14 protein-coding genes are annotated in these 14,191 nt (G+C 63.5%); 11 read left to right on the forward strand and 3 right to left on the reverse strand.

Annotation, left to right across the window (positions count from 1 at the left end):
• The first annotated feature begins 11 nt into the window (after positions 1-11).
• The 3 genes from ACFQ6Y_RS12365 to ACFQ6Y_RS12375 all read left to right on the forward strand — a co-directional run bounded on the left by ACFQ6Y_RS12365 (position 12) and on the right by ACFQ6Y_RS12375 (position 1,577).
• Positions 12-170: a hypothetical protein gene (locus ACFQ6Y_RS12365; protein ID WP_003945210.1), complete on the forward strand. Its 159-nt coding sequence runs from the start codon at positions 12-14 to the stop codon at positions 168-170.
• Positions 171-263: 93 nt separating this feature from the next.
• On the forward strand, positions 264-680 hold the full coding sequence (locus ACFQ6Y_RS12370) for a hypothetical protein (RefSeq protein WP_378632539.1): 417 nt from the start codon (positions 264-266) through the stop codon (positions 678-680).
• A gap of 51 nt (positions 681-731) precedes the next feature.
• Positions 732-1,577, forward strand: coding sequence for a uroporphyrinogen-III synthase (locus tag ACFQ6Y_RS12375; protein WP_378539217.1), 846 nt, complete (start codon positions 732-734; stop codon positions 1,575-1,577).
• Here the strand turns inward: ACFQ6Y_RS12375 and ACFQ6Y_RS12380 are convergent.
• Positions 1,537-3,108, reverse strand: a complete 1,572-nt coding sequence (locus ACFQ6Y_RS12380; RefSeq protein ID WP_378632543.1) for a PH domain-containing protein — start codon at positions 3,106-3,108, stop codon at positions 1,537-1,539. The genes ACFQ6Y_RS12375 and ACFQ6Y_RS12380 overlap by 41 nt on opposite strands.
• Positions 3,105-3,608 carry a PH domain-containing protein gene (locus tag ACFQ6Y_RS12385; RefSeq protein WP_214885416.1) on the reverse strand — a complete coding sequence of 168 codons (504 nt, stop codon included), beginning with the start codon at positions 3,606-3,608 and terminating at the stop codon, positions 3,105-3,107. Before ACFQ6Y_RS12385 ends, ACFQ6Y_RS12380 begins: the two co-directional genes overlap by 4 nt.
• 82 nt (positions 3,609-3,690) lie before the next feature.
• Here ACFQ6Y_RS12385 and ACFQ6Y_RS12390 point away from each other — a divergent pair, with 82 nt between their 5' ends.
• From ACFQ6Y_RS12390 to ACFQ6Y_RS12425, 8 genes are all read left to right on the forward strand, one after another.
• Entirely contained in the window at positions 3,691-3,879 is a 189-nt protein-coding gene (locus tag ACFQ6Y_RS12390) for a hypothetical protein (protein WP_283301526.1), read from the forward strand.
• Between the two features lie 118 nt (positions 3,880-3,997).
• Positions 3,998-6,556, forward strand: coding sequence for a bifunctional FO biosynthesis protein CofGH (locus ACFQ6Y_RS12395; protein WP_378632881.1), 2,559 nt, complete (start codon positions 3,998-4,000; stop codon positions 6,554-6,556).
• Positions 6,556-7,314 (forward strand): hypothetical protein, encoded by a 759-nt coding sequence (locus ACFQ6Y_RS12400; RefSeq protein ID WP_378632547.1) that lies wholly within the window; start codon positions 6,556-6,558, stop codon positions 7,312-7,314. The genes ACFQ6Y_RS12395 and ACFQ6Y_RS12400 overlap by 1 nt, the downstream gene beginning before the upstream one ends.
• A gap of 146 nt (positions 7,315-7,460) precedes the next feature.
• A complete protein-coding gene (gene fdxA, locus ACFQ6Y_RS12405; RefSeq protein WP_003945248.1) occupies positions 7,461-7,784 on the forward strand; it encodes a ferredoxin in 324 nt (107 codons plus the stop codon).
• Between the two features lie 5 nt (positions 7,785-7,789).
• Positions 7,790-8,893, forward strand: a complete 1,104-nt coding sequence (dapC, locus tag ACFQ6Y_RS12410) for a succinyldiaminopimelate transaminase (protein ID WP_378632552.1) — start codon at positions 7,790-7,792, stop codon at positions 8,891-8,893.
• A gap of 64 nt (positions 8,894-8,957) precedes the next feature.
• Positions 8,958-9,638, forward strand: coding sequence for a rhomboid family intramembrane serine protease (locus ACFQ6Y_RS12415; RefSeq protein WP_378632555.1), 681 nt, complete (start codon positions 8,958-8,960; stop codon positions 9,636-9,638).
• Positions 9,639-9,650: 12 nt separating this feature from the next.
• Entirely contained in the window at positions 9,651-11,063 is a 1,413-nt protein-coding gene (locus ACFQ6Y_RS12420; RefSeq protein WP_378632559.1) for an acyl-CoA synthetase, read from the forward strand.
• Between the two features lie 213 nt (positions 11,064-11,276).
• Complete coding sequence (locus ACFQ6Y_RS12425; RefSeq protein WP_378632562.1) at positions 11,277-12,878, forward strand: substrate-binding domain-containing protein; 1,602 nt, start codon at positions 11,277-11,279, stop codon at positions 12,876-12,878.
• Here ACFQ6Y_RS12425 and ACFQ6Y_RS12430 read toward each other — a convergent pair.
• A complete protein-coding gene (locus ACFQ6Y_RS12430; protein WP_378632565.1) occupies positions 12,875-14,167 on the reverse strand; it encodes a DUF222 domain-containing protein in 1,293 nt (430 codons plus the stop codon). The two genes, ACFQ6Y_RS12425 and ACFQ6Y_RS12430, sit on opposite strands and share 4 nt — an antisense overlap.
• Positions 14,168-14,191: the final 24 nt, after the last annotated feature.

Consider the following 14,191-nt stretch of genomic DNA (forward strand, 5'->3'; position numbering starts at 1 on the left):
GGGCTGAAGAAATGTACAACTGGGACCTGCAGAACCAGATCGTCGCCTTTGTCGATTCGTTGCGTCCGATGGCTGGTTATTACCACGACTTGTATTACGGGTCGCTCTACGCATTCGCAGATCAGCAGAGTCATCTGCTGACTCTGCTCGGGTTCCCGCCGGTTCCCTGATCGTCTTCGTTCTTTTCGGGCGCGAGCCGGGGTGCTTGTCGGGAGGGGACCCCGCGCTCGCGCGATGGCGACCGATAGACCACTATCAAAACCATGATCACGGTCGAGAAGAACACGGACGCCTCGACAGGAACGTCGCTGTCGTGGCTCGACCCTGTCATCCTCGGCGTCCTGATTTTCGACGGATTCCTGTGCGCGGTGCTGTCCGTTCTGTTCCTGCCGACTCATCTCGGTACGACGGCATTTCCCATCAGCATTCTCGTAGCCGCAGTCGCGAACCTCGTGTTGGTGATCGCGGCCCGCACTGTCACGACTCCGGGCAGAGCCGCATTGCCGCTCGCCGGTTGGATCGTCGGGTTCTTGGTGTGCATGGTGGGCGGCCCCGGCGGCGACGTGCTGGTGCTGTCGTCCCCACTGACGTTCTTGCTTTTGGTCGGTGCTATCGCTCCGGCCGCAGTTTTCCTTTTCAAAGTGGCGATCAACAGGCTTGCCACCCTCAGTTCGCAATAGTTCTCGGCGCGCGCGTAGGAAACTGACCCGTGCATAAGGGACACTCAGCCTGTGGCTGAACATGATCTGGCGGGCGCGACGATCGCCTTGACCGCAGAACGGCGTGCCGAAGAATTTGCGACGCTCCTCGAGCGTCGAGGTGCAGAGATCGTGCGGACACCGGTGATCCATGTCCTGCCGTTAGTGGACGATCGAGACCTGCGCACCCAGACCTCCGCACTGATCGCCGATCCACCGGATCTGGTCGTGATCAGTACCGGAATCGGCTTTCGCGGATGGCTCGACGCCGTCGCCTCCTGGGGTTTGACCGACGAGTTCCTCGGAGCTTTGGCCCGGACACGCATCATCGCCCGCGGCCCGAAGGCGACGGGCGCCATTCGAGGCGCGGGATTGCGTGAGGAGTGGTCCCCCTCGGGTGAGTCGTCCGAGGAAGTTCTGGCGCACCTCGGGAGTGAGGGAGTGGCAGGCTTACGCGTCGCAGTCCAGTTGCACGGCACCATCACCGAATGGGAGCCGTTGACGGATCTGAGCGCTTCCCTTGCCGATACCGGCGCGATAGTCACTCCGGTGTCGGTCTATCGGTGGATCCGGCCGCCGGATCAGTCGCCCGTCCGCGCGCTGGTTGCTGCGGTTCGTTCCGGCGCAATCGACGCGCTGACCTTCACCAGTGCCCCCGCCGTCTCCTCGATGCTCAGCACGGCAAAAGAAATGGGCGAACTGGAGCGGTTCGTCGCAGCCATGCGCGGACCGGTACCGACCTACTGCGTCGGACCGGTGACGGCCGCCCCGCTGGAACTGCTCGGTGTTCCCACCATCCAGCCGGAGCGATCGCGTCTCGGTTCGCTGGCGAGGCTCATCATCGACGACCTGCCCAGACGTCGCCTCCGCCCGGAGTGACGGCCTCGATCAAAGCCCACGCATTCTCGGCGGGGAGATCGATCACCTCGTAGCTTCCGGTGCCGGCGGGCGTCGCGGCGACGACGGTTGCCACGCCTGCGCGACGTTGGAAGAACGTCTCGCGCACCGTCCAGCCGATGACACCTTCGGATTCGAGGCTGTGACGCTGGCGATCGAGCGAGCCGCTTCGGGTGATCAACCACCCCGGCAGAACTGCATGGCCGAGGCCGTTGTATCGGTCGTGCGCAAGGGCAGCGCCGCCGATCGCGAGTACAGCGACTCCGAACCACGCATAGATCGGCACGTGGAGGCCCGATGCCGCGCACGCCACGCAGACCAGGAACGCCACTGCCGCCAGAAACAGCGCTCGGGTGTACCGGCGACGCCGCGCGGCCGGCCCGTGATTCATCAGGGGAGCGGACGCTTGGCGTGAGTCACCGATCACGGTGGCCATCACTCGCTCGGCCTCCTTGCGCGGTCCCTGCGGGAGCAGCAGCGAAGATTCCTTCTTCTCGGCACTCACGCCCGTCATGATGGCGTCGAGGCGCGCGCCGCGGGCAAGACGCAGCAGGAGCGGCTCTTTGAGCGTCGTGCCGCGCAGGCGGGCTCGGTCGAGTGTGGTCTGCCGGGTCTTCAACAAGCCGTGACTGACGTGCAGGATGCGGCCGTTGTCGGTGAGCTTCATGTTGCCGAACGCGATCAGATACTGAACGCAGGCGAGTGCACTCGACAGCACCAGCAGCACGGCGAGTGCGATGACGACCATCACCGCGATGCCGAGGCTCTCGAGGGAGTCGAAGCTGTCGCTGACTGCCGAGGACTTCGCGACGGCAGTGCCGATGCCGTATTGGAACGAGATGCCGATGATCGCCGCGATGATGGCGATTCCCGTGAACGAAAAGGGGGCATAGCGAACCCAACTCGGCTCCCAGTGGCCGATCTCGGTATCGATTGGTTCGGCGATGTTTTCGACCGGAGTGCCGGGGACCTCAGGGTTGCGTGCCTGTTGCGCGCCGGCCAGCAGCGCGGCACGAAGGTCCGGAACCAGGGCGGTCGAGAGGGCATTGAGTTCGAACTTGTTCGAATCGTGGCCGCTCCCAGCGCGTTGGCCGGTCCCGATGCGCACGATCGACAACCCCAGCAGTCGGTGCATGACCCCGGCCTCGACGTCGACGGATCGGATGCGGCTACGCGGGACCGAGAGCAGCTTTTTCTGGAATACCCCGGTGCGCAGTTGAACGTGAACGGGCCCGATGCGGTACGTGGTGGTGAAATACCGCAACAGGCCGAAGATGACGAGCAGAGTGACGACGCCGAGACCCCACCAGTGGTTTCCGGATTGGCTGCCGAGAACGACGGAGACGAGTAGGACCGGGAGGAGTTTGACGACTTCGTTGACGGGGTGGACCAGAAGCATGCGGCGGTCGAGGCGGAGCCAGGGCTGCTCCTCTTCGGCTGCCTCGGCAGCCGCCGTTTCCGCCTCGACCGGGATCTCGATCGCGGTCGGGTCGCCCAACTGTTTCTCGTTCATGTTGCGTCCCCCACGTTGGTGCCCGCGATCTCCGTCAGTTGCGCCACTGTGCGGTCGGCGATTTCCTGGTCGAGTGCGGAGATCTTCACGGCCCCGGCCGACGACGCCGTCGTGACAGTCACGGTTGCCAGACCCAACATGCGGTCGATCGGTCCGCGCTCGGTGTCCACGGTCTGCACGCGCGAGATCGGTGCGATGCGTCGTTCCTGGGTGAACCAGCCGGTGCGTGTGTACACCGCGGTGTCACTGATTTCCCATCGGTGGACGCGATACCGCCACGCCGGAACCATCAGAATGTAGGTGGCAGCGAAGAGCACGGTGACTGCGAATACGGTGCCGACCACCCAGGACGGGATTCCGGGTATCAAGACGGCACAGACGATTTCGGCGACGATGACAGGTACCCAGAACAGTGAGGCCGTGATTGCCCACAGCCTCGGGGCTTTGGTGCTGGGACGCCATAGTGGGTCGGCCATGGTCAGCGGTTGCGGCGCAGTCATGGGCACTACTTTGGTCGAGTGAGGGGCGATCTGTCGACATCGGCCCTATCGTGGAGTGTGGCGACCGCGAAGGGAGCACGTGATGACCGAACAAGATGCGACATTCGACCCGGAGGCTCCGGAATCAGATGCGCTCGAACAATCGACACCCGTAGATCCAAACGCCCCCGAAGAACCCGATCTGACCGATATTCCACTCGACGCACCAGTGGCTGACGTGGTGGATCAACGCGTCGAGGTCTCGGTCGACGACGACTATCGGCCGTCGTGATCGAGGCGGTATCGCGGCAGTAAGGCCTCCTTGTTCTGGCACCGGGTGGCACTAGTCGTCTCACATGGCGCATGATCGCTAGGTGAACCGAACTGGTGATGACTCCGGCAAACCCACCATGCTTCCGATGCCAGGTATTTCCGCGTCCGCCTCGTCCAGTCCGTCGCCCGGCCCGTCAGCGTCGGCGATGCGGCGAGTCCTCCGTCGTGCACGCGACGGAGCGACCCTGAATGTCGACGAGGCGGCAATGCTGCTGCAGGCACGGGGAACCGATCTGACCGATCTGTGTTCCTCGGCGGCCAAGGTTCGCGACGCCGGTCTGCTGGCAGCGGGTCGGCCGAACACCGTGACGTACTCGCGGAAAGTTTTCATTCCGCTCACTCGTCTGTGCCAGGACAAGTGCCACTACTGCACCTTCGTCACCGTGCCGGGGAAACTGCGTGCCGAAGGGCACGGCATGTTCCTGGAGCCGGACGAGGTTCTGGACATTGCCCGGGCAGGCGCCGAATTGGGCTGCAAGGAAGCCCTGTTCACGCTGGGGGATCGCCCCGAGGCTCGCTGGCCGGAAGCAAAGCAATGGCTGGACGAACGTGGCTACGATTCCACCCTCGACTACGTGCGAGCGATGTCGATTCGGGTGCTCGAGGAGACCGGACTGCTCCCACACCTGAACCCCGGTGTGATGAGCTGGCAGGAACTCTCACGGCTCAAGCCCGTCGCGCCGTCGATGGGCATGATGCTCGAGACGACGGCAACTCGGCTGTTCACCGACAAGGGCGAATGCCACTACGGAAGCCCGGACAAGGACCCCGCGGTTCGGTTGCGCACCCTGACCGACGCAGGCCGACTGAACATTCCGTTCACCACCGGCATTCTCGTGGGCATCGGGGAGAACTTCCTCGAGCGCGCCGAGTCGATCATGGCGATACGCAAGTCGCAGAAGGCGTTCGGCCACATCCAGGAAGTGATCATTCAGAACTTCCTGGCCAAGCCTGATACCGCGATGCGCAACACCCCTGACGCAGGACTCGACGAATTTCTCGCGGCCATCGCCGTCGCGCGCCTACTGCTCGGGCCCACGATGCGGATTCAGAGTCCGCCGAATCTCGTCTCGAACAGCGAGTGCCTCGCGCTGCTCGGCGCAGGCGTCGACGACTGGGGCGGGGTATCACCGCTGACCCCCGATCACGTCAACCCCGAGCGCCCGTGGCCCAATCTCGAGACCTTGGCCGAGATCAGCGCCGAGGGCGGCTTCACCCTCACCGAACGCACTGCGGCCCAGCCGGCGTATGTCCTGGCCGGGGCTCCGTGGATCGATCCGCGCATTGCGGGTCACGTTCAGGCGCTCGCGGACCCCAAGACCGGGCTCGCCTTGCCGGATACCAAGCCGGTGGGTCGGCCGTGGCAGGAGCCGGACGAGTCGTGGGAATCGAGCGGACGTGTGGATCTCAATACGGAGATCGACACGGACGGGCGCAACACCGAGACCCGCAGTGACCTGGGCAGTGCGTTCGGCGACTGGGAGACCGTGCGCGAACAGGTCCTCGAGCTCAGTGCTCCGATTCGCGTCGACACCGATCTGCTGGCTGCGCTGCGCAGCGCCGAACGCGATCCCGCCGGATGCTCCGACGACGAATACCTGGCCCTTGCCACCGCAGAGGGACCGGGCCTGGAAGCCGTTGTGGCGCTGGCGGATGCGCTGCGCAAGGAAGCCGTCGGCGAGGACGTCACCTACGTCGTGAACCGGAACATCAACTTCACCAACATCTGCTACACGGGCTGCCGGTTCTGTGCGTTCGCGCAGCGCAAGGGCGATGCCGACGCCTTCACACTGTCGGCAGACCAGGTCGCCGACCGTGCGTGGGAAGCGCACGTCGCCGGCGCTACCGAGGTGTGCATGCAGGGCGGTATCGATCCGGAACTTCCCGTCACCGGTTACGCCGACCTGGTCCGGGCCGTCAAGAAGCGCGTGCCGTCGATGCACGTCCACGCGTTCTCACCGATGGAGATCGTGAACGGCGCATCGCGCAGCGGTGAAAGTATCAGGGATTGGCTGACGGCTCTTCGTGAGGCGGGCCTCGACACCATTCCCGGCACGGCAGCGGAGATCCTCGACGACGAGGTGCGCTGGATCCTCACCAAGGGCAAACTGCCGACGGCGGAGTGGATCGAAGTGGTCACCACGGCCCACGAGGTAGGACTGCGGTCGAGTTCGACGATGATGTACGGACACGTCGATCAGCCGCACCACTGGGTCGGGCACCTGAATGTTCTTCGCGGAATCCAGGACCGCACAGGCGGATTCACGGAGTTCGTACTTCTACCGTTCGTGCACCAGAGCGCGCCGCTGTACCTGGCAGGCGCTTCACGACCAGGGCCGACCAATCGGGACAACCGCGCTGCGCACGCGCTGGCACGCATCATGCTGCACGGCCGAATACCCAACATCCAGACCAGCTGGGTCAAACTCGGCATCACCGGAACGCAGATGATGCTCAACGGCGGAGCCAACGACCTCGGCGGAACGCTGATGGAAGAGACGATCTCGCGGATGGCGGGTTCCGAACACGGGTCCGAGAAGACCGTCGCAGAACTGCGCGCCATCGCCGAGGGAATCGGACGTCCGGCACGCGAACGAACCACCACACATGCACGACGCGAAGGAGCGATTGCCTGATGGCTGATGTACTGGGGGACCGCAAGGTCGTCGAGGTTCTCGATCGAGCGGTATGGGGGATCAACCCGGTTCTCGGCCTCGCCTACAGCGATCCGCTCGGTATCAAGCGTCGGACCTTCGAGCCGACCGATCCTGAGCGAAACGCTGCCGCGATGGTGTTGGACGCTGCAGCTTGGGTCCTCGATGTCGTCAAGTTCCCCGGGACGGCGGCGTGGTCGGTGATGACGGACGAGCAGCGCTCGAAGTGGTGGACGACCAGGTTGGGTGCACTCAACACCGTTGCCGTCGCGTTCCCCGGCATCTTCGGCGTCCTCCTCAATCGGTTGCCGATCCAGGACCTGCTGGCTTTCGCGAATCAGGCCGTTGTGCTCGTTGCGGTTGCCCGTGAACACGGAGTGACCGAACGGGATCAGCAAGTGGACCTCTTGGCGTCGGTGCTGTGCCGGCGTGAGACCAAGTCCCGAGATCTGCTCGCCGGTGAGGATTTCGCCGAAAAGTCAGTCAGTGGCAACGACGAGACCTGGCGCCCCTTCGCCCTGATCGGGACCTTGTGGCGCACGTCGAAGACTTTCCGCGCCATCACCGACGAGTTGCACAAGCGGCCGTCGCGGACAAAACCGTACGAGATTCTCGGCAAGATTCCGGTGGTCGGCGTCGTGGCGGATTACCTCGGTGAGCGGGGCGCACTGGTACGCGCGGCCGCCCTGGGGGAGAAGTGGATCGCGATTCGGTCGAGGAACATCACCGCAGTAGGCTGAAATGTGTTACCCCCGCCTGCTCAGAGTCGGTAGGCAGGGGGATAATAGGCTGTTCCCGCGGTACGTGAGAGTCGTATCGGATTTTCGGCCCCGAGCAACTGCGTGTTGCGGCGGCGATGCACGACAGGAAGGCAGGGAGATCGGCAGTGACCTACACGATTGCTGAACCGTGTGTAGATGTGATGGACAAGGCGTGCATCGAAGAATGCCCTGTCGACTGCATCTACGAGGGTGGACGCATGCTTTACATCCACCCCGACGAGTGTGTCGACTGCGGCGCGTGTGAGCCTGTCTGTCCCGTCGAAGCCATCTTCTACGAAGACGACGTCCCGGATCAGTGGAACGCGTACATCAGCACCAACGTCGATTTCTTCGACGATCTCGGTTCGCCTGGTGGAGCCGCCAAGCTCGGCAAGGTCGACTACGACACGCCGTTCATCAAGGCGCTGCCTCCCATGGGTGAGGAATAGAGATCTTGTCTCGTACTCCGGTGGCCGCTGGGCTTCCTGACTTTCCGTGGGATTCGCTCGCCGACGTCACGGCGAAGGCGCACTCTCATCCCGACGGCATCGTGAACCTGTCCGTGGGTACGCCGGTGGATCCGGTGGATCCGGTGATTCAGGAGGCCCTCGCCTCTGTTGCCGAGGTGCCCGGATATCCGACGACTCATGGCACGCTCGAGCTTCGCGAGGCCGTGGCGGAGTCACTGGATCGCCGCTACAACATTCCCGACGTCGATCCGGCAGCGGTGCTGCCGGCCATCGGTACCAAGGAAATGATCGCGTGGCTGCCGAAATTGCTTGGTCTCGGAGCCGACGATCTAGTGGTCATTCCGGAGTTGGCGTACCCGACCTACGAGGTCGCGGCGAAGTTGGCAGGCGCACGCGTCCTGCGCGCCGACGGCTTGAACAAGCTCGGTCCCGAGTCGGCGGCGATGATCTTCGTGAACTCGCCGTCCAACCCCACCGGCAAGGTGCTCGGCCTCGAGCACTTGCAGAAGGTCGTGGCCTGGGCGCGCGAGCGCGGCGCCATCGTCGTCTCCGACGAGTGCTACCTCGGATTGACCTGGGAAGCGGATGCACTCTCCATTCTCGATCCCCGCGTCAACGACGGCGATCTGACCGGTTTGCTTGCGGTCCACTCACTTTCGAAGACATCCAATCTCGCGAGCTATCGCGCCGGGTTCGTCACCGGTGACCCTGCTCTGGTGTCGGAACTGCTCGAGGTGCGCAAGCACGCGGGAATGATCTTGCCGCTGCCGATCCAAGCCGCGATGACCGCAGCCTTGGGCGACGACCAACACGAGAACATCCAGCGCGAGCGGTACCGCGAGCGTCGTAGCGTGTTGATCGAAGCTGTTCGCGGCGCCGGATTTACCGTCGACAATTCCGAGGCCGGCCTGTACCTCTGGGCAACCCGCGGCGAGGAATGCCGAGCGACGGTCAGTTGGTTCGCCGATCGCGGGATCCTCGTTGCTCCCGGTGAGTTCTACGGACCGAGCGGAAGCAAGCACGTTCGGATCGCTCTCACCGCGACAGACGAACGAATCGCCGCAGCAGCAAAGCGCCTCTCCGCCTGAACTGTGTGCTTTCGCAGGTGTCAGGTTCCCTGATGTCGGTATCAGTCCGATGTAAGGTCGCGCTGTGACCACCTCAGGGACCGGCGGCTTGGACGCGGTACTGATCGTCGCCGTCGTTGTTGCCTCGGTTGCGTTGATGCTCACCTGGCTGAAGGATCGTCGAATATTCGGAGACTTCCCTCTTTCGGCCGCTGTTCTTTGGCTGGTGGTGGCAGTTCCATCGATCCTGCAGGCGCTGATGCCGGGACTGCTGGACATGTTTCGTCGTGATCCCGCTCTGATTCGCGACGGTCAATGGTGGCGCATTCTGACCTCGGTGCTCGTTCAGGACGGAGGGGTCGCAGGAACCATCACCAATCTCGTGACGCTGGCGGTGGTGGCGCCGCCGGCGTTTCGGCTCTGGGGCGCCGCACGCGGCTGGGCTCTCTTCCTGCTCGGTCAACTGCTGTTCGGTTTGCTCACCACCGCAGTTTTCCCGTCGACCGGCGCAGGCAACTCCGGCGCCACACTTGCTCTGGCAGCGGCGGCCGCGGGGATCGGCGTTCTGGTGCGCCCGCGAATGCCCGAGATTGTTCTGACTGCCGTGATTGTGGTCGGCGGCGCAACCCTGGTGACGGTCGACGACGCGCACGGATTCGCCGTTCTTTCCGGGGCTCTCTTGGGGGCGGCGCTGGTGACGCTGTTCCCGCCGCACTCGATGGATGCGCGTCGGGCAGGAGAAAGTTTGCGACCATCTGCGCTGTGAGATGCTGTCGTGGTGCTGCTGAGATCCCTGAACCCCCTTGCTGTTGCCCGCGGTGACGACCTCGACGACGCCGTGACGATCGGTGACACGGTTCTCTCGCGGAGTGCCATTCTCGGTGCCGCGACCTCGGTCGCGGAGCGAGTGGCGCAGGCCGATCGGATTGCCGTATTGGCAACTCCCACAGCAAAAACGATCCTCGCCGTCGTCGGGGCACTGATCGCCGGCGTCACTGTTGTGCCGGTCCCGCCGGACTCGGGGAAGGCCGAGCGGGAGCACATTCTGCGTGACTCCGGTGCCCAGGCGTGGCTCGGCGAAACGGACGAACACTGCGAAGGCCTGCCCGTAGTTCCCGTCCGATTGCACGCGCGCTCGTGGCACAGCTATCCCGAACCGGCACCGCAGTCCACAGCGTTCGTCCTGTACACGTCCGGAACGACCGGTCCACCGAAGGGTGTTCTGCTCAGTCGCTCGGCTATCGCAGCCGGGATCGACGCGCTCGGCGAGGCCTGGGACTGGACGTGGCGAGACACGCTGGTGCACGGGCTTCCGCTCTTCCACGTGCACGGACTGATTCTCGGAATCCTCGGGCCACTCCGGATCGGCAGCCGGGTCATCCACACCGTCAAGCCGACGCCGGAAAACTACGCACGGGCCAAAGGCTCCCTCTACTTCGGTGTCCCCACCGTCTGGTCGCGTATCGCCGAAGACGAAGAAGCTGCCCGCGCGTTGTCCGGTGCCCGACTTCTGGTTTCCGGTAGCGCGCCTCTTCCTGTGCCGGTCTTCGAAAAGCTGCGTGAGCGAACAGGATTGACGCCAATCGAGCGTTACGGCATGAGTGAGACGATGCTGACCCTGAGCACGCGTTTCGACGGCGAACGACGCCCGGGGTGGGTCGGCGTGCCGCTGCGCGGTGTCGAGACTCGTCTTCGTGACGAGAAGGGCAACGACGTGCCACACGACGGCGAGAGCATCGGCGGCCTACAGGTACGCGGGCCGATGCTTTTCGACGGCTACTTGAACCGTCCAGACGCAACCGCCGAGTCCTGGACGGAGGACGGCTATTTCAAGACCGGTGATGTCGCCGTCATCGACGAGGGTGGGTTCCACCGAATCGTCGGCCGCGAATCCATCGACTTGATCAAGACCGGCGGATTCAGAGTCGGCGCCGGTGAGATCGAGACCGCCATCCTCGGGCATCCCTCGGTCTCCGAAGTTGCGGTGATCGGTGTCCCCGACGCCGACCTGGGGCAGCGGATCATTGCCGTCGTAGTCCGAAAGCCCGGCAGTCCTGAGGTCACCGAAGCTGAATTGGTCGAGTTGGTCGGGGCAGAGTTGTCGGCGCACAAGCGTCCCCGTGAGGTTCGCTTTGCCGAGACACTGCCGCGTAACGCGATGGGTAAGGTCCAGAAGCGCGAGCTGTTCTGAGCCGATCGGTTTGCTGAAAAGTCGCTGCGACGCTTGAATGTTCGTGAATTCAGCCGACCTGTCCCGGAATGTGGGCTCGCCGGTTCTTGGATGATTCAGTGCTAGTTGGAATTTCTGTGTTCTTGGCTACACTACCGCCCGGTAGGGATAGCTCCAGTCGCACGCATGCCGTCGGTATGCCCCAGTGCGAGTGGCCTCGGAAGGGCAGATTTCATGGCGGGCGGACGGCATTCGAGTCCTGACAGCGGGCGGTCGATCGGGTTCTACGCAGTGGGTGGGTTGGTTGCCGTCGCGGTAGTCGCCACCGGGGTGGTGGTCTTCAAGGCAACACAGTCCGATTCCTGCGAGAGCGTCGACGAGTACTCGCTGGCAGCAGATCCTGCGATCGCGCCTGCGGTCACGGAGATCCTCGCAGAATCGTCGCCGGAGCAGACGGGCTGCTCGCGGATCACGGTCACCTCTGCGCTGCCCGGCGACGTTGCGGGAACTTTGGGTAAGGGCGTGGACGCTCCGGACATGTGGATCCCGGATTCGACAGCGTGGGTCGGCAAAGCTGCATTGACGGCCAAGGGGCCGGTGGCTGCCGCGGGAGGTTCGATCGCCACCTCGCCTGTTGTTCTTGCCTCCGGCGGTGGCGAACAGTTTGCCAGTTGGCTCACCGCGCTACAGGTCCCCGATCTCGCGCTGGGCAATCCGTTGTTCACCGGGGTTGCATCGGCGCCCATTCTCGGAGCTCTCGCGGAGACCGGCGCCACTTCCGAATCGGTTCGAGCGGCACTTGTACCCCATGCCCAAGCGGAGAGTGTTCGTACCGAAGATCAGCCGGTAGGACAGAAGATGCTCACCGAATTGGTCAGCTCCGGGAAGGTCGGTGTTTCGACCGAGCAGCAGGTAGTCGAGTTCACGAAAGCCGAGTCGAAGATTTCCGCGACAGTGCCGGCGACTGGAACCATGATCATGGATTACCCCTTGGTGGTGAGTGCTTCGGCACCGGATCGGCACTACGCCGCAGCCAAGAAGAGTGACGCCATCGCCGACTTGTTGCACAGTGAATCTGCACAGGAAGTTCTGACACGCAACGGTTTCCGTACTTCCGGTGGTGGAGCCGTCGAAGGTGGCGTCGGTGACGTCACGGCACTGACCGTGTCCGAACAATCGGTGGCCGATCAGACACTGGGTGCTTGGGCGTTGATGGCCAAGCCGATCCGAACGCTGGTCGCGATCGACGTGTCGGCTTCGATGGACTATCCCGCAGCCGGCGGCAAGACGCGCATGCAGTTGACCACTGCTGCTGCCCTTGCCGGCAATCAGGTCTTCCCGGACAGTGTTGCTGCCGGTCTGTGGGCCTTCTCCCAGGGGATGAACGGAACCCAGGACTTCCAGGAATTGGTGCCGATCAGGCGCTACGACACCATTGTCGACGGCATGACTCAACGAAAGTTGATGGCGGATCAGGCGAACCGGCTCACCGAACTCAAGCGTGGCGCCACAGGTTTGTACGACACGACTTTGGCCGCCTTCCGAAAGGTTCAGGAATCGTACGATCCGAGAGCTGTCAACAGCGTCATCATCTTGACCGACGGTGCCAACGAGGACCCTGACAGCATCAGCCGTGAGCAGCTGCTCGATGTTCTTGCACGCGAGCAGGATCCGGCTAGACCGGTCATCATCGTCACCATCGGCATAACCGACGACGCTGATGCTGCGGCGCTCGCCGACATCTCCCGCGTGACGGGCGGCTCGACGTACATCGCTCGCGATCCCTCGGAGATTTCCGAGGTGTTCGTGAATGCATTGGCTCACCGAGGAACTTAGGCCGCATCGGGACCGGCCCACGGTATCGGAAGTGGCGGAGCCGCAGATGAATATCGGTGCCCGGTAGGTGTCGTCGTGGTGAAGGTGTGCCGGTTGCCTGGTGCAGGTTCGGCAGACCAGTCCAAGCCCTGCTTGGCGTAATTGCATGCCGCGCACAATCCTGCGCCGTTGGCTGCACTGGTGGGTCCGCCCTTGTTGTGATCGCGAATGTGGTCGCGGTGGCGAACCGGCGCGTCGCACCACGGAGTGCGGCAGCTTCGATCACGGAGTTCGATCAATCGCGCCAACCCCTTCGGGAAGGTTCTCGCCGTTGATTCCATCGCGGTCATCGCGCCGGTTTCGGGGCATGCGTAGATCTTTCGGACCATTGCCATCGTTTCGGAGTCTTCGCTGGACTTGGCGATCCATTCGCGTGCAATGTCGGCTGGCACAGGTCCGTACCCGTGGACGTGTGCAGGGTCGGTGCTGTCGCCCAGCAGTGACTGATCCGAGACAACCAGATTCACGGTAACGGGTGTCGTTGTGGCGCGGCCGATTCCGGTGACACGCTCGACCAGGAGGTCAGCCATGATCTGAGCTCGCGTGCGCTCATCCCCGCCGGCACGAACGGAATCTGCATCGCGCCCGAGCGTCGCATGTACGGCGATACCTTCGGCAACGGGAAGAAGCACATTGAGCCAGCACATCGTGTCGGGCGCAGGCCGCGCCGTCACTCGTCTGTTTCCCACGGCTTTGCGTGCTCGTCTGGCGACACTGTCGGCGTCGATTTCGGCAGTGCGTGCGCGGATTCTTTCCGTCAGTTGATGGTTGCCGCATCCGTCCAAGATTGCAGCGTCGCAGCAGAACTCGCGATCCAATGTAGCGCGATCCTGGGCGGTGAGACATGAAGTCTCGCGCATGAGGATCGTCGCCTGATGCTCACTGATGGAGCCGTCGACGAGTAGTCGAAGTGTGTGCGGCATCTCGTCGTTCAGTGTGCGGGCCAGGCTCAGATGCTGAGTTCCGAACCACGCAGACTCCCTCCGTGCGAGTGCAATCTGCGCATTGATGCCGCGGCCCTGGTATGAGCGCCGAACTCCCCGTTCGCCGCGGTCCTTGCGGGTGAAAGCGTCGAGATCGGCAGCCAGTATCGCTTGGGCCCCAGCGCAACTGGCCTTCAATTCTTCCAATGCGCGCAGAAGATCCACGCGTGCTGCGTTGTCGATGGAACGATCCATGCTGACGAGTGATGCTCGGAATTGTCCGATGGTCTCTTCGGATATCGCCTGTTCAGATACTTGCGTCGTCACTTTTACCCCCCGGTAGTGTCGAAC

Source organism: Rhodococcus sp. NPDC056516 (assembly GCF_042794655.1).
Lineage (GTDB): Bacteria > Actinomycetota > Actinomycetes > Mycobacteriales > Mycobacteriaceae > Rhodococcus_F.